This window comes from Rhodoferax sp. XS2R6 (genome assembly GCF_056521365.1).
In genome coordinates this window covers 313,404-328,412 of sequence record NZ_JBWMAY010000001.1, presented here as the reverse complement: position 1 = coordinate 328,412, position 15,009 = coordinate 313,404, and the positions used below count along the sequence as shown (strand labels likewise).

Annotated in this window: 11 protein-coding genes; 7 read left to right on the top strand and 4 right to left on the bottom strand. The window is 64.6% G+C overall.

Translation table 11 applies throughout. The features are described 5' to 3' along the window. The first annotated feature begins 2 nt into the window (after positions 1-2). The 4 genes from pstB to phoR are packed head-to-tail and all read left to right on the top strand — an operon-like array spanning position 3 to position 3,584. Complete coding sequence (gene pstB / locus AC097A_RS01540) at positions 3-782, top strand: phosphate ABC transporter ATP-binding protein PstB (protein WP_315494803.1); 780 nt, start codon at positions 3-5, stop codon at positions 780-782. A gap of 17 nt (positions 783-799) precedes the next feature. Then, entirely contained in the window at positions 800-1,501 is a 702-nt protein-coding gene (gene phoU, locus AC097A_RS01535; RefSeq protein WP_094478445.1) for a phosphate signaling complex protein PhoU, read from the top strand. Further along, on the top strand, positions 1,498-2,220 hold the full coding sequence (phoB, locus tag AC097A_RS01530; protein WP_105259669.1) for a phosphate regulon transcriptional regulator PhoB: 723 nt from the start codon (positions 1,498-1,500) through the stop codon (positions 2,218-2,220). Before phoU ends, phoB begins: the two co-directional genes overlap by 4 nt. A gap of 17 nt (positions 2,221-2,237) precedes the next feature. Then, positions 2,238-3,584 (top strand): phosphate regulon sensor histidine kinase PhoR, encoded by a 1,347-nt coding sequence (gene phoR / locus AC097A_RS01525; protein ID WP_479619491.1) that lies wholly within the window; start codon positions 2,238-2,240, stop codon positions 3,582-3,584. A gap of 4 nt (positions 3,585-3,588) precedes the next feature. On the opposite strand, the gene AC097A_RS01520 is transcribed toward phoR, so the two are convergent. From AC097A_RS01520 to trxA, 4 genes are all read right to left on the bottom strand, one after another. Continuing rightward, entirely contained in the window at positions 3,589-5,292 is a 1,704-nt protein-coding gene (locus AC097A_RS01520; RefSeq protein ID WP_479619490.1) for a hypothetical protein, read from the bottom strand. Between the two features lie 85 nt (positions 5,293-5,377). After that, on the bottom strand, positions 5,378-5,635 hold the full coding sequence (locus AC097A_RS01515; RefSeq protein ID WP_105259666.1) for a type B 50S ribosomal protein L31: 258 nt from the start codon (positions 5,633-5,635) through the stop codon (positions 5,378-5,380). A gap of 84 nt (positions 5,636-5,719) precedes the next feature. Beyond that, positions 5,720-6,982, bottom strand: coding sequence for a transcription termination factor Rho (rho, locus tag AC097A_RS01510; RefSeq protein WP_105259665.1), 1,263 nt, complete (start codon positions 6,980-6,982; stop codon positions 5,720-5,722). 287 nt (positions 6,983-7,269) lie between these two features. Then, positions 7,270-7,602 carry a thioredoxin TrxA gene (trxA, locus tag AC097A_RS01505; RefSeq protein WP_105259664.1) on the bottom strand — a complete coding sequence of 111 codons (333 nt, stop codon included), beginning with the start codon at positions 7,600-7,602 and terminating at the stop codon, positions 7,270-7,272. 157 nt (positions 7,603-7,759) lie between these two features. Here trxA and AC097A_RS01500 point away from each other — a divergent pair, with 157 nt between their 5' ends. Genes AC097A_RS01500 through AC097A_RS01490 form a run of 3 tightly spaced genes read left to right on the top strand, consistent with a single transcriptional unit; the run spans position 7,760 to position 14,963 of the window. Beyond that, positions 7,760-10,303 (top strand): PD-(D/E)XK nuclease family protein, encoded by a 2,544-nt coding sequence (locus AC097A_RS01500; protein ID WP_479619489.1) that lies wholly within the window; start codon positions 7,760-7,762, stop codon positions 10,301-10,303. Then, on the top strand, positions 10,300-13,650 hold the full coding sequence (locus tag AC097A_RS01495; RefSeq protein WP_479619488.1) for a UvrD-helicase domain-containing protein: 3,351 nt from the start codon (positions 10,300-10,302) through the stop codon (positions 13,648-13,650). Before AC097A_RS01500 ends, AC097A_RS01495 begins: the two co-directional genes overlap by 4 nt. Beyond that, positions 13,647-14,963, top strand: a complete 1,317-nt coding sequence (locus AC097A_RS01490; protein WP_479619487.1) for a TIGR03862 family flavoprotein — start codon at positions 13,647-13,649, stop codon at positions 14,961-14,963. The genes AC097A_RS01495 and AC097A_RS01490 overlap by 4 nt, the downstream gene beginning before the upstream one ends. Positions 14,964-15,009 lie beyond the last annotated feature (46 nt).

Sequence of the window (15,009 nt, the reverse complement as noted above, 5' to 3'; positions counted from 1 at the left end):
TTATGTTGAACACCCCTAGCGCCCCGACCAAGTCCAAGATTTCGGTCAAAGACCTAAACTTCTACTACGGCAAATTCCACGCCCTCAAGGGCATCAACCTGGAAATCCCCGAAAAGCGCGTAACCGCCTTCATCGGTCCTTCGGGTTGCGGCAAGTCCACCTTGTTGCGCATCTTCAACCGCATGTTTGAGCTTTACCCTGAGCAGCGCGCCGAAGGCCAGATCCTGCTGGACGGCCAGAACCTGCTGACCAGCAAAGAAGACGTGGCCCTGCTGCGCGCCAAGGTCGGGATGGTGTTCCAGAAGCCCACACCGTTCCCGATGTCGATCTACGACAACATCGCCTTTGGCGTGAAGCTGTTTGAAAACCTCAACGCCACCGATATGGAAGAGCGTGTGGAGTGGGCGCTGCGCAAGTCGGCCCTGTGGTCCGAAGTGAAAGACAAGCTGCACCAAAGTGGCTCCAGCCTGTCGGGTGGCCAGCAGCAGCGCCTTTGCATTGCACGTGGCATTGCCATCAAGCCCGAAGTGCTGTTGCTCGACGAGCCTTGCTCGGCACTGGACCCTATTTCCACGGCCAAAGTGGAAGAGCTGATCGTGGAACTCAAGAACGACTACACCGTGGTCATCGTGACGCACAACATGCAGCAAGCTGCCCGTTGCAGCGACTACACCGCCTATATGTACCTGGGTGACTTGGTGGAGTTTGGTCCTACCGAGCAAATGTTCTTCAAACCCACGCGCAAAGAAACCGAAGACTACATCACCGGCCGCTTCGGCTGATCGACACAGAGGTCCCCATGTCTGATAAACACCTATCTACCCAGTTCGACAGCGAACTCACATCGGTCTCCACCCAGGTCATGGAGCTCGGTGGTCTGGTGGAGTCGCAAATTCGCCAAGCCATTTACGCGCTGTCCCAGTTCAGCGTCGAGGTGGCCAATGAGGTGACTTCGCGCGAAGCCCGCGTCAACGCGATGGAAATCGAGATCGACCGCGATCTGTCGTCCATCATTGCGCGCCGCCAGCCGACCGCCCGTGACCTGCGCCTGTTGATCGCGATTTCCAAAACCACCGCCAACCTGGAGCGCGTGGGCGACGAGGCCGAGAAGATTGCACGCATGGTGCGCTCCATCATCCAGAGTGGTGCTCCGCGTTCCTTGCCCTCGCTGGAGCTGCGTGTGGCAGCCGACTTGGCTTCCGGACTGCTCAACAAAGCGTTGGATGCGTTTGCCCGCCTGGACGTGAATGCGGCCGTGGCCATCCTGAAAGAGGATGACTTGATCGACGCCGAGTTCGACGGTTTTGTGCGCAAGCTGGTCACCTACATGATGGAAGACCCCCGCATGATCTCCCCCAGCCTGGACCTGCTGTTCCTGGCCAAGGCGATCGAGCGCATTGGCGACCATGCCAAGAACATTGCCGAGTTCATCATTTACGTGGTCAAGGGTGAAGACGTTCGCCACTCCACCATGGAAAAAATCGAGTCTATCGTCAAATGAGAAATATGCCTGCCGTCTTGGTGGTTGAGGATGAGTCGGCGATTGCCGAACTCATTGCTGTCAACCTGCGGCACAACGGTTTTCGCCCCCGCTGGGCCATGGACAGCGAGTCTGCCCAGCGCGAGATTGACGCTGCCGTGCCCGACCTGATTTTGCTGGACTGGATGCTGCCCGGCGAGAGTGGTCTGACGCTGGCCAAGCGCTGGCGCACCGACCCACGCACCAAGGACACGCCCATCATCATGCTCACGGCGCGTGGCGACGAAGCGGACCGTGTGGCGGGGCTGGATGCCGGGGCCGATGACTACATTGCCAAGCCCTTCTCCACCAAAGAGCTCTTGGCCCGTGTGCGCGCCGTGCTGCGCCGCCGTGCACCCGAAGAGGCTGGTGAGGTCATCACCATTGCCGGTTTGAGCCTGGACCCGTCCACCCACCGGGTGACGTTTGAAGGCCAGGCGCTGAAACTCGGACCTACCGAATTCAAGCTGCTGAATTACCTCATGGGCCACGCCGAGCGTGTGCACAGTCGGGCCCAGTTGCTGGATAAGGTGTGGGGCGACCACGTCTATATCGAAGAACGCACGGTGGATGTCCATGTGAAGCGCCTGCGCGAGGCGTTGACCTTGGCCGGAACGATGGTGGAAACCGTGCGCGGTGCGGGTTACCGCCTGACTGCCAAGCCCGCCGTGGCGGTGTCGACCGACAAAGCCAGCGTGTGAACCAAGGCGGATCGGGCATGGTTTTGCGCCTGCTGTCCTTTGTGGGGCTGCAGAGTGTTGCTGCGGCATTGGCCTGGTTTTTGGTGGAGCCCGCTGCCCGCGTGCTGACTGCCTTGCTGGCCGCCATAGGGGCTGGTTATCTTTGGCTGTTGTTTGATGCGGTGCGCGGTATGCGCTTGCTCAACTGGTTGCGGCGTGGGGAATCCACCGAAGTGGCCCTGGGCGCCGGGCTGTGGGGTGAAGCGGCAGACCGCATGCGCCGTTTGTTGCGCACCCGTGAGCGCCAGGTGGTGGAGGGCGAGGGCAAGTTGCAGGATTTTTTGGCCGCCTTGCAGGCATCTCCCAATGGTGTGGTGTTGCTCGATGCGCAAGGGCGCATTGAGTGGTTCAACCAGATCGCAGGTGAACACTTTGGTTTCGATGCACGCCGCGATTTGCTGCAGCATTTTGGCAACCTGGTGCGCGACCCTGCGTTTGCTGCCTATTTTTCCGAACGCGATTTCAGCCACGACGTGGTGATGCCCGGACGCGACAGCACCAGCGCCAAGCCGGTGCGCCTGTCTGTGCACCTGCACCCGTATGGTGAAGGGCGCAGCCTGCTGCTGTCGCGTGACATCACGGCGGTGGAGCAGGCCGAGGCCATGCGCCGTGACTTTGTGGCCAATGTGTCGCACGAGATTCGCACGCCCCTAACAGTGTTGGCTGGGTTTGTGGAAACCCTGCAGGCATTGCCGCTGGGCGAGGACGACCGCCAGCGCTACCTGGGGCTGATGGCCCAACAGGCGCAGCGCATGCAAAGCCTGGTGAACGACTTGTTAACCCTGTCTCGGCTGGAGGGCAGTCCCTTGCCCTCGGTGCACGACTGGGTGCCTGTGCCTGCCGTGTTGCAAGCCTGTGAGACCGAAGCACTGGAGCTGTCGCGTTTGTTGTGGGGGCGCGCCCAGGACATCGTTTTTGAATCGGATGCGCCTTGCGAACTGGCCGGCTCGCAGCCTGAGCTGCACAGTGTGGTGTTTAACTTGGTGGGCAATGCGGTGCGTTACACCCCCGCAGACAAGAGCATTCGTGTGCGTTGGCAGGCCTTGGGCCATGGTGGTGCTGTGTTGTCGGTCGAAGACACCGGTCCCGGCATCGCGCCAGAACATTTGCCCCGGTTGACCGAGCGTTTTTACCGCGTGGACCGCAGTCGTTCGCGCGATACCGGTGGCACCGGCTTGGGGCTGGCCATTGTCAAACATGTGGCCCAACGCCACGGCGCGGAGCTGCGCATTGACAGCGTGCCGGGCAGGGGCTCTGTGTTCTCCATCGTGTTCCCCGCCAGTCGGGTGCGTGCTATGGCAGAACTCAGCCTGGCCACTGTCTGAGCCCTTAGCGGCGGTGTAACAGCCACACGGCTTCAGCCCGGTCCACCGGATGGCGCAGCAGGGTGTGGGGTGTCCAGCGTGTGGTGTCCACCGAAGGTTGCACTTCCATGTCTTCGGCGGGCTCGCTGAGCTGCCATTCACAGGCGCTTTCACCGTTGGCGGCTACCAGTCGTACGGTGCTGTACCATTGGAACGCAGACAGGTGCACGGCCTTCAGGGTGCCGGTTTCTGCGCAACCCTCGGGTCCCACCAGGGGGGAGGCCTGTTGCACCAGACTGCGGTAACTTTGTGCGTAATTGAGCAAAGGCATCCACAACGTCATGAGCAGCAGCCAGCACAAGGCCGCACCACCCGCAGGCAGCACCAGGCTTTTCCAGATGGCCGCGCGGTGCCGCCCCACCCGCCATTTGACGAGCCAGGTCCAGGCCAGCGTGGCCAGTACTGCCATGCCAAAGGCAAACAGCGAAAAACTGGCCTGAAAACCTGGGGCGAGGCGCGCCACGTTGGCTGCGGGCTGGCTTGGCACGCCGGTTTGCATGGCGATCCAGACCACCCAGATGGTGAAACCGCAGCCCGAGAAAAACAGCAAGGTAAACCAGTCGATCAGGGCGGCGACCTGGCGCTTGAGCGTGGGTAGTGCAAACGCTGCCAAAGTGGCCAGCGCAGGCAGGACCAGCAGCAGGGTGCGGTCGGAGTCGCTGCCAAATGGCGTGGCCGCCACGGTGACGGCAGCGAACCAGAGTGGCCAGGCCAGGTGCCGGTGCAAGCGCCGGCCCCACAGCTGCCAGCGCCAGCGCCACAGCGTCCACAGGGCCAGCGGCCAAGCAGGCCAGGTGAACCAGATCAGCAACTGGGCAAAACCATCCACCGTGCGCCAGGACAGTGGGGGCAGCTCCAGCTTCCAGCGCCACAGGTTCAATGCATACGCCACGGCACACGCCACGCCAGCGTAGGCCAGCAGCGCCCACAGGTCGTTGTTGCGCGCCGACCGTGGGGCATCCGATGTGCGGCCGTTGTCACGGTCCAGCCAGTGCACCAGCATGCCGCCCACCAAGTACAGCATGGCCATGGTCGGGGCGCCCGACAAACTCAGGCCCAGCAGTCCCACGAAGGCTGCCATGTGTGGCCCGAGTGTGCGGTAGGGCAGGGCTGCAATGCCGTAGAACAGCAGGGCACTGAAGCCAAGTTGGGCAAGCGCGGGGGTGGTTTCGTGGGACAGCTGGGCGAGCCCCAGACAGGCAATCAAGGCCAGCACGCCGCCATCGGCCATGGCACGTGCGTAATCGGTGGGCTGGGCTTCGCCGCCAAAGGCAAACGCCACGGGTTGGGCGGCCGGGTTGCGGGCCAGGTAATACGTGCCGTACCAGCTGGCCAGCAGGGCTGTGGCCAGTAGCAGGCCAAAGGGGATGCGCGCCACAAAGTCAGCCGGCCAGGCCGCTGGCGCCAGTTGCAGGGCCAAGGCGCCTAGCCAATAGGGCAGCACCGCAGGGTTGTCCGGCGACCAGCCCAACAGGCTGGGCGACCACCAGGATGACGTGCCATTGGCCAAAGCACCCATGAATCCCAGCGCCGTGATGTCGGCACTGCGCCAGGCATCGCGGCCCATGAACCCGGCACAGATATAACTCAGGCAGAGCAATAACAAAGCCCAGCGGGGCAGGCGGCGCACGGCCGACTGGGAAACGATGGCGGGATTGGGGTGGTTCACGGGCAAAGAATCAGGTGAAAAAAAAGGCAGCTCGGAGGGCCGGGCTGCCTTTTGCAGAGAACTCAGGCGCAAGCCTGATTCCGCATTACTTGGCGGCAGTTTTGCCGAAGCGGTTGCGGAAGCGCTCCACGCGACCACCCATGTTGTCCACGGACTTTTGGGTGCCCGTGTAGAAGGGGTGCGATTCGCTGGTGGTATCGAGCTTGAACAGAGGCAGCTTGCGGCCGTCTTCCATGTCGATCATTTCCTTCGTGTTGGCGCAGGAACGTGTCACGAACTTGAATCCATTGGACATGTCCTGGAAGCAAACTTCGCGGTAATTGGGGTGAATGCCTTCTTTCATATCTTCTCCATCAGTTGCGTCAGCCGCGCCAGCCTATCCAGCGTACTTTTCGCGAAACCATCGATTATAGCGTATTGATCAGAATCAGCCGCCCCGACGCATCATGTCGAAGAACTCGCTGTTGTTCTTGGTGGCCTTCATCTGCTTGAGCACCATCTCCATGGACTCCACTTCGTCCATGTTGTAGAGGAACTGGCGCAGGATGCGGGTTTTTTGCAGAATTTCGGGCTGCAACAGCAGTTCTTCGCGGCGGGTGCCACTGCGATTGAGCTGGATCGACGGGAACACGCGCTTTTCGTACAGGCGGCGGTCCAGGTGGATTTCGGAGTTGCCGGTGCCCTTGAATTCTTCAAAGATCACTTCGTCCATGCGGCTGCCGGTGTCGACCAGGGCCGTGGCGATGATGGTCAGCGAGCCGCCTTCTTCCACATTGCGGGCAGCACCCAGGAAGCGCTTGGGGCGCTGCAGGGCGTTGGCGTCCACACCACCGGTCAGCACCTTGCCCGAGGAAGGCACGACGTTGTTGTAGGCGCGGGCCAGGCGGGTGATGGAGTCCAGCAGGATCACCACGTCTTTTTTCAGTTCCACCAGGCGCTTGGCGCGCTCGATCACCATTTCGGCCACGTGCACGTGGCGGGCAGCGGGCTCGTCGAAGGTGGAGGCAATCACCTCGCCCTTGACGGTACGCTGCATTTCGGTCACTTCTTCGGGGCGCTCGTCAATCAGCAGCACCATCAGGTAGCTGTCTGGGTAATTGGCGGAGATCGCGTGCGCAATGTGCTGCATCATCACGGTCTTGCCGCTCTTGGGCTGCGCGACGATCAGGGCACGCTGGCCCTTGCCGATGGGGGCAATGATGTCGATCACGCGGCCGGTGATGTTCTCGTCGCCCTTGATGTCCTGCTCCAGCTTCATTTGCTCTTTGGGGAACAGCGGGGTCAAGTTTTCGAACATGACCTTGTGCTTATTGCCTTCGGGCGGGCCGCCGTTGACCTTGTCCAGCTTGTTCAGGGCAAAGTAGCGCTCGCCATCCTTGGGGGTGCGGACTTCGCCTTCGATCATGTCGCCGGTGTGCAGGTTGAAGCGGCGCACTTGGCTAGGGCTGATGTAGATGTCGTCGGTGCTCGCCGTGTAGCTGGTGTCCGGGCTGCGCAGGAAGCCAAAACCGTCAGGCAGGATTTCCAGCACGCCGTCGGCAATGATCTGCTCACCGGTACGGGCCCGCTTCTTGATGATGGCGAACATCAGCTCCTGCTTGCGCATGCGGCCGGTGTTTTCAATCTCAAGTTCTTCGGCTTGCTTGAGGACTTCAGACACGTGCAGTGCCTTGAGTTCGTTTAAGTGCATGGAATGGGTCCCGGTAAGGGCGTTGACCGATGTTCGGCGAATTACAAAAATCTGGGGGATGGGGGGAGAGGCAAAACTGGGTAAGCGCCTCTGCGTTCTGTGCCGGGAATCGGCGCCTGCCTTGGGGTGGGCGGGTGAACGGGATTTATTATGACAGGAAAACGCCGCGGTGCCGTATTTTGCATGCACGCAGGCTGCTGCGTGTGCCGCGGCGGGCCGCCAAGCGGTTCAGAACTTGGGGCGGCCCGGCGAAACATCGCCTTGTTGCCAAGGCGATGGGGGCTCCATCAGGCCAGTTGCTGGTCGATGAAGGCGGTCAACTGGGCCTTGCTCAAAGCGCCCACTTTGGTGGCGGCCAATTGGCCATCTTTGAACAGCATCAGGGTGGGGATGCCGCGGATGCCGAACTTGGCGGGGATGTCACGGTTTTCGTCCACGTTCATCTTGGCGATTTGCAGCTTGCCTTCGTAGGTGGCCGACACTTCGTCCAGGATGGGGGCGATCATCTTGCAGGGACCGCACCACTCGGCCCAGTAGTCCACCAGAATGGGTTGTGCCGCACCGAGCACATCGGCTTCGAAGGTGGCATCGGTGACATGTTTGATGAGCTCGCTGGCCATGGTGTTTCCTTTGGGAGATTGCTATAAGAGCTAAAGTTGCGGCATTGTGACAGAAACCAAGCCCATCACCCATGCCGCTACGCCTATGGCGAGCATAGCCAAAAGCGATAGCAATACGGGTCTCAGGGCCTTCAGTTATGGGGCAGAGCACCCCGCCATGGCCCTGTGGCTGGCCGATGCCGCTGGCCTGTTGCCCCGCATCCACGCCCAGTTGCAGGCCCGCCAAGCCCATCCGGCGCGCACCCTGGTCTTGCTACCGTATGCCCAACTGCTGCCCCTGGCCAGCCGGCTCTGGGCACGGCTCTATCCAGACGGCTTTTCCCCACGCTTTGAAACCACCCAGAACTGGGTAGCGACGACGGGCGGGCGGATGCTGGACGCGCAGGACATCAGCATGGACCCCGCCGTGGACACGCTCACTGCGCAGGCGTTGCTGGCCGGTAGCGGTGCGCAAGGGCAGGAAGCCCTGGCGCCGTTGCTGGTGCAAGCCGCCTACCAGCTCGCCCCCCTGGCCGCGGCGGCCGGGCCGGCGCAACGTGCGGCCTGGGCCCAGACCGCACGCGTGCATGCCGGCCTGGGTATGGACAGCCAGGCACTTGCCTGGGAGGCGCGTGTGGCGCGCCTGGCGGTAGAGTGGGCTGCCGTGTCCTCTTACACCAGCGATGCCCTGTTCGATTCCCAATGGCTGGAGACCCTGGATTGCCTGGTGCTGGTGCAGGGCGCCAACCAGGATGCCTTGCCGGCCGAGCTGGCGTCCGTCTGGGGCGACAAGCTGCTGAGTCTGCCCCTTTCCGAATCTTTGATAGACGAGCCGCCGACCTTGAGCGGGGCGCTGGCCTTGCATGCCTGTGAAGATGCCGAGGACGAAGCCCAGCGCACCGCGGCCTGCCTGTTGCAGCACATCGCAGCCGACCGTTACCCGGTGGCCCTGGTGAGTGCCGACCGTGCACTGACCCGCCGTGTGCGCGCCCTGTTGGACATGGCGGGTGTGGCGGTGCGGGACGAAAACGGTTGGAAACTCTCCACCAGCCAGGCCGGTGCCAGCGTGATGGCACTGCTGCGCGCCGCGCAGTGGAATGCCAGCAGCGATGCGGTGCTGGCCGCCTTGAAGCAGGCACCGGGTTATCTGGACACGCTGGACGGGCTGGAGGCCGCGGTGCGGCGTGACCAGGTGCGCGACTGGCGCCAGGTAGCAACTAGTCTTGCTGTGGCCAAAAGCCCGGCACTGCAGGCTGCGTGTGCCGAGGTGGAGCAACTGCGCAGTGCGCTGGCCGGGCGCAAGTCACTGGCGGGTTGGCTCGCGGCCTTGCAGCAAACCTTGCAACGCACGGGCCTGTGGGCACGTCTGCAGGAGGATGGGGCCGGTAGCAAGCTGCTGGCCGTGTTGCGGCTGGCGCCGGCCGACGCGGCCCAGTGGAGCCAGCTGCTGGGCCAGGCCTTGTGGGCCGGGCAGAAGCTGGACCTGATGGAATTCACCCGCTGGGTCAACCAGGCGCTGGAGGGCGCGAGTTTCCAACCCGATTACCCGGACCAGGAGCAGGTGGTGATCCTGCCGCTGAGCCAGATGCTGGGGCGCCCCTTTGCCGCGGTGGTGATGGCCGGATGCGACGAGGTGCGGCTCAACCCGTCCCCCGAACCCGCGGGCGGCTGGACACCGGCGCAGCGTGCAGCCCTGGGGCTGCCCTCGCGCGAGGCACTGGAGGCCCAGCTGCGCCAGGTGTGGCGCCATGCGCTGGCCAGCCCGGCCTGCGACGTACTGTGGCGCAGCAGTGACGACACGGGCGAAGCCTTGCAGCCCAGCGCACTGGTGCAACAACTGCGCCTGACGGAAGGCGGTGGCGCAGACGGACATGACCCGCGAGTGACCCGCCTTGTCACGCCGCAGCCCTGCCTGCCGCCCCAGCCCACCGGCCCTGCGCTGGCTGTGCACACACTGTCGGCCAGTGCCTACGAAGACCTGCGCCATTGCCCCTACCGCTTTTTTGCCCAGCGCATGCTGGGCCTGCGGGCGGTGGACGAGCTGGATGCCGAGGTCGACAAGCGCGACTTTGGCCTCTGGTTACATGCGGTGCTGCAAGCCTTTCATGCGGCCTTGGCAGGGCAGCCGGTTGCGGAGCTGGCGGCGCGCAGCGCTTTGCTGGACCGGTGCAGCACCGAGGTCACCGCTGCCATGGCCTTGCCCGAAGGCGAGTTTTTGCCGTTTGCCGCAGCTTGGCCGGCGGTGCGCGATGGTTATCTGGACTGGCTGACCCAGCACGAGGCGCAAGGCGCCGTGTTTGCCAGTGGTGAGATGCCGCAGCGCCAGCGCATCGGTCCCGTCACCTTGATTGGCCGCACCGACCGTACCGACACCTTGCCCGATGGCACGGTGATGCTGCTGGACTACAAGACCGAACCTGTGGGCAAGACCCGTACGCGCATTCAGGACCCGCTGGAGGACACGCAGATGGCCTTCTATGCCGCGCTCTTGCCGCACGACACGCTGCGCGCCGCCTATGTGAATGTGGGCGAGCGCGACGGCACCGATGCGTATGAACAAAAAGAGGTGGTGATGGCGCGTGACGCCCTGATTGACGGCGTGCAGAGCGATATGGCCCGCATTGCGCAGGGCGCCGCACTGCCGGCGCTGGGCGAGGGCACGGTGTGCGACTTCTGCCAGGTGCGGGGCCTGTGCCGCAAAGACTTTTGGGAGGCCGCATGAGTCCCACCTTGCACGCGGCCTACGAGCACAACGGCCGCCTGGTCGAAGCCCCACGCTTTTACGAGATCGCCTGCGACCCGCGGCGCAGCGTGGTGGTGGAGGCCTGCGCGGGTGCGGGCAAAACCTGGATGCTGGTCTCGCGCATGCTGCGCGCGCTGCTGGAGGGTACGCAGCCGCACGAGATCTTGGCCATCACCTTCACCAAAAAAGCGGCGGGCGAAATGCGCCAGCGCCTGCAGGAGTGGCTGCGCGAGTTTGCCCACCTGGACGATGCCCGTTTGCAGCAGGAGCTGCAGCTGCGCGGTGTGCGGCAGCCGGTAGATACCGCTCAGTTGCAGACGCTGCGCGGCCTGCATGCCCAGCTGTTGGCCGGCGGCCGGCCAGTGCAGATCCGCACCTTCCACAGTTGGTTTGCCGCGCTGCTGGGCAGTGCGCCGCTGGGCGTGCTGCACCACCTGGGCCTGCCCACGCAGTACGAGCTGCTGGAGAACGACGCCGTGGCCGTGGCCCAGGTGTGGCGCCGTTTTCAGACCCGCGTGGCGGGCGATGCGGCCGTGCTGGCCGACTACCTGGATGCCGTGCGCCTGTATGGCCGCCACCAGACCCACAAGGCGCTGGAAGCCGCACTCAACAAGCGCACGGAGTTTGACCTGGCCGATGCGCAGGGCGTGGTGGACGCCTCGGTAGAGCATTTCGCCACGCAGTTTCCAGCCTTTGCCGGCCTGCAGGCGCCGCAGGAACGCCTGGTGCAAGCCTCTGTGCAAACCCTGCTGTGGGACAGCGCGCGTGCGCTGGGCCAGTGCAGTGGCAAGACCTGCCTGACCGCTGCCAGCACGTTGGAGCGCGCGCTGACCGATGCGCACTGGCCCGGTGTGGTGGACGCCCTGTTCACCAAGACCGGTGGCCCACGCAAACTGACGGACAAGCTGGTGGACCTGACAAGCGTTCAGGCCGCCCAGGCGCTGCTGCAAGAGGTGCAGCAGGCCCAACTGCAAGACCAGGCCTGGCAACACCAGCAGCGTATGGCCCGGTTGGCGCGTGGCCTGTTGCAAGACTATGCGGCCCTCAAGCGCGAACGCGGCTGGCTGGACATGGGCGACCTGGAGCGCACGGCCTTGGTTTTGCTGTCGGACACCGAGCTCAGCGGCTGGGTGCAGGAGCGGCTGGATGCGCGCGTGCGGCATTTGCTGATTGATGAATTCCAGGACACCAACCCGCTGCAGTGGCAGGCGCTGCACAGCTGGTTGTCGTCCTATGCCGGGGCCGGCAACGCGCCCAGTGTGTTCATTGTGGGCGACCCCAAGCAAAGCATCTACCGCTTCCGCCGTGCCGAGCCGCAGGTGTTCCGCGCGGCCAAAGCCTTTGTGGCGCAAGGCCTGGGCGGCGACCAGCTGAGCTGCGACCACACGCGGCGTAACGCGCCCGAGATCATTGCGCTGGTGAACCAGACCATGGGCCAGGCGCAGGACGAGGGCGCCTACCAGGACTTTCGCGCGCACAGCACCGCGTCCGACCAGCACGGCCAGGTGTTCAAGCTGCCACGCATCGAGCGCGAAGCCAAGGCCGACAAGGAGGCGCTGCCACCCGAAGCCGTGTGGCGCGACTCGCTGAGCATGCCCCGCCACGAGGCCGAGGACACGCGCAAGACGCTGGAGTGCCGCCAGGCTGCGCAGTGGCTGGCGGCGCAGATGGCGGCCGGGCACTACCAAGCCAAAGACGTGATGGTGCTGGCGCGCAAGCGCGAGCGGCTCACGCTGATGGAGCAGGAACTCTCCGCACTGGCCATTCCCGCGCAGCAGCCGGAGAAGGCCGAGCTGGGCGAGTTTGCCGAGGTGCAGGACCTGGTGGCGCTGCTCGATGTGCTGGTGTCACCACGGCACGACCTGGCGCTGGCCCGTGTCCTCAAGTCGCCGGTGTTTGGCGCGTCCGACGACGACCTGGTGGCCCTGGTGCTGCGCCTGCGAGCGCTGCAGACGGCCACCGAGGACGAGGCTGGCAAGGGCGAGGTGCTGAGCTGGTGGCAGACCCTGCAAGCCAGCACCGCGGATGCGCTGCCCCCCGCTTTGGCCAACGTAGGCCCCACACTGCTGCGCTGGAAACAGTGGGTGGACCGGCTGCCGCCACACGATGCCTTGAGCGCGATCTACGACGACGGCGATGTACTGGCCCGCTACGCTGCCGCCAGCCCGCCCGCGCAGCGCGAGCGGGTGCTGGCCAATGTGCGAGCCTTGCTGAATGCAGCGCTGCAGGTGGACGGCGGGCGTTACACCACGGCCTATGGCCTGGTGCGCGCGCTGCGGGCCGGGGGCAACCCCGCACCGGTGCGCGCCAATGCCCAGGCCGTGCGCCTGCTCACCATTCATGGGGCCAAGGGGCTGGAGGCGCCACTGGTGCTGATGCTGGACACCGATGGCGAGGCCGGCAAGACCGAGACCATGGGCGTACTGGTGGACTGGCCCGGCGAAGACACCCACCCCCGGCGCTTTGTGTTTCTGGCCAGCGAATCCCGTCCGCCTGCCTGTGTGGTGGACGCGCTGGCGCATGAGCAGGCGGAGCGCAGCCGCGAGGAACTCAATGCGCTCTACGTGGCGCTCACGCGCACGCAGCGCACGCTGGTCATCTCCAGCCTGGCGCCGCACCGGGAGAACGCCGGCAGTTGGTGGCGCCGGCTGGAAGGCCAGGCGCAGGACGCGTCCGAGGCGCCCGCAGGATCTGTCGCGCAGAACGATGCGACGGTGGCTGGGGAGGACGCCTTGGCGCCTTATGCCCTAAAAATAGTGCAAAAAGTGGCTCTGGCCCACGTGGATACTGTGCAAGCAGCTCCTGAAAAGATAGCGGATTTGACGGGTGGCGGGGCACCTGCACCGAGCGAGAGCCTGGAGTCCCGCCTGGGCCAGGCCCTGCACCGTTTGCTGGAGTGGGTGCCCGCCGTGTCCGGCGGCCATGCCCAAGGGCCCTACACTTGGGGCCCCGAGGCCTTGGCCCGGGTGGCCAAAGAGTTTGTGCTGGATACCGCGCAGGCGCAGGCCGCCGCAGACATGGCGCAAGCGGTCTTGCAAGGCGAGGGCGCTTGGGCTTGGGACCAGGCCCAACTGGCCTGGCACGCCAACGAAGTGCCCATCACCCAGCGTGGCCGTTTGCTGCGCATGGACCGCTTGGTGCAGCAACGCAACGGCGCCTGGTGGGTGCTGGACTACAAATCGAACGCACAGCCGCAGCAGGATGCGGCCCTGTGTGCCCAGCTGCTGGGCTACCGCGATGCTGTCGCGCAGGCCAACCCCGGGCAGGCCGTACGTGCCGCTTTTTTAACGCCGCAAGGCCAACTGATTGAATTGACCCCCGCATGAGTTCTGAACTTTCCCAGCCCGCCGTTTCTGTGCCTTCCTCCAGCGAGGTCCGCAGCGTGGACGTGGCCATCGTGGGCGGTGGCCCGGCCGGGCTGATGGCGGCCCAGCAGCTGGCCGACGCCGGCGTGGCCGCGCACTTGTTTGACGCCATGCCCAGCATTGGCCGCAAGTTTTTGCTGGCTGGCAAGGGCGGGCTGAACCTCACCCATTCGGACTCGGCCGACCGCTTTGCCGAACGTTATGGCGCGCGCCGCAGTGCGATCGAGGCGCTTCTGCAGGGGCTGGACGCCACCGCCTTGCGCGCCTGGGCCGAGGGCCTGGGCATTGAGACCTTTGTGGGCTCGTCAGGCCGGGTGTTTCCCAAAGACATGAAAGCTGCGCCGCTGTTGCGCGCCTGGCTGCAGCGTCTGCGCAACCCCGCCGCGCCCGGTATGGGCGTGCAGTTCCACATGCGCCACCGCTGGACCGGTTGGGGCGAATCTGGAGCCGGCGTTACTGGTGCAACGCTATGTTTTGACACGCCCAACGGCCCTCAGCAGGTGCAGGCCCGCGCGGTGGTGCTGGCGCTGGGCGGTGGCAGCTGGGCACGGCTGGGGTCCAACGGCGCCTGGGTGCCACTCTTGGCCCAGCGCGGCGTGGCGGTGGCGCCGCTGCTGCCGGCCAATTGCGGCTTTGATGTGCAGGGCGGCTGGAGCCCGTTTTTTGCCGACAAGTTTGCCGGTCAGCCGTTCAAGTCGGTGGCCATTGGCGTGACCACGGCCCAGGGCCAGAGCTTTCAGCGCAAGGGCGAGTTTGTGGCCACGGCCACGGGCGTGGAAGGCAGCCTGGTCTATGCCGCGTCCAGCTTGCTGCGCGACGAGATCATCCGCAACGGCAGCGCCAGCTTCACGCTGGACCTGCTGCCGGATGTGCCGGCTGAGAAGGTGCTGGCCGAAGTACGCCACCCGCGCGGCAGCCGCTCGTTGTCCAGCCATCTGAAGAGCCGCTTGCATCTGGAGGGCATCAAGTCCGCCATCCTGCATGAGCGCCTGAGCAAAGAGGCGATGAACGACCCCGCCCAACTGGCCGCGGCCATCAAGGCTTTGCCCATCACCCTGCAGGCCGCGCGTCCGATCGACGAAGCCATCAGCACGGCCGGTGGGGTGCTGTTTGAGGTGCTCACGCCCCAGCTTATGCTGGAGCAGCTGCCTGGTGTGTTTTGCGCCGGGGAGATGCTGGACTGGGAGGCGCCCACGGGCGGCTACCTGCTGCAGGCCTGCTTTGCCAGTGGGGTGGCGGCCGGGCAGGGCGCCTTGGCCTATGTGCGGGCCTGAGGCCGGTTTTGATAAGAAATCAGTGCCTAGCCCTCGTGGAATAAGC

Excerpts from the sequence above, each read along its gene's own strand:
- pstB (WP_315494803.1), top strand. The coding sequence starts at position 3 with ATGTTGAACACCCCTAGCGCCCCGACCAAGTCCAAGATTTCGGTCAAA.
- phoU (WP_094478445.1), top strand. The coding sequence starts at position 800 with ATGTCTGATAAACACCTATCTACCCAGTTCGACAGCGAACTCACATCG.
- phoB (WP_105259669.1), top strand. The coding sequence starts at position 1,498 with ATGAGAAATATGCCTGCCGTCTTGGTGGTTGAGGATGAGTCGGCGATT.
- phoR (WP_479619491.1), top strand. The coding sequence starts at position 2,238 with ATGGTTTTGCGCCTGCTGTCCTTTGTGGGGCTGCAGAGTGTTGCTGCG.
- AC097A_RS01515 (WP_105259666.1), bottom strand. The coding sequence starts at position 5,635 with ATGAAAGAAGGCATTCACCCCAATTACCGCGAAGTTTGCTTCCAGGAC.
- rho (WP_105259665.1), bottom strand. The coding sequence starts at position 6,982 with ATGCACTTAAACGAACTCAAGGCACTGCACGTGTCTGAAGTCCTCAAG.
- trxA (WP_105259664.1), bottom strand. The coding sequence starts at position 7,602 with ATGGCCAGCGAGCTCATCAAACATGTCACCGATGCCACCTTCGAAGCC.
- AC097A_RS01500 (WP_479619489.1), top strand. The coding sequence starts at position 7,760 with ATGGCCCTGTGGCTGGCCGATGCCGCTGGCCTGTTGCCCCGCATCCAC.
- AC097A_RS01495 (WP_479619488.1), top strand. The coding sequence starts at position 10,300 with ATGAGTCCCACCTTGCACGCGGCCTACGAGCACAACGGCCGCCTGGTC.
- AC097A_RS01490 (WP_479619487.1), top strand. The coding sequence starts at position 13,647 with ATGAGTTCTGAACTTTCCCAGCCCGCCGTTTCTGTGCCTTCCTCCAGC.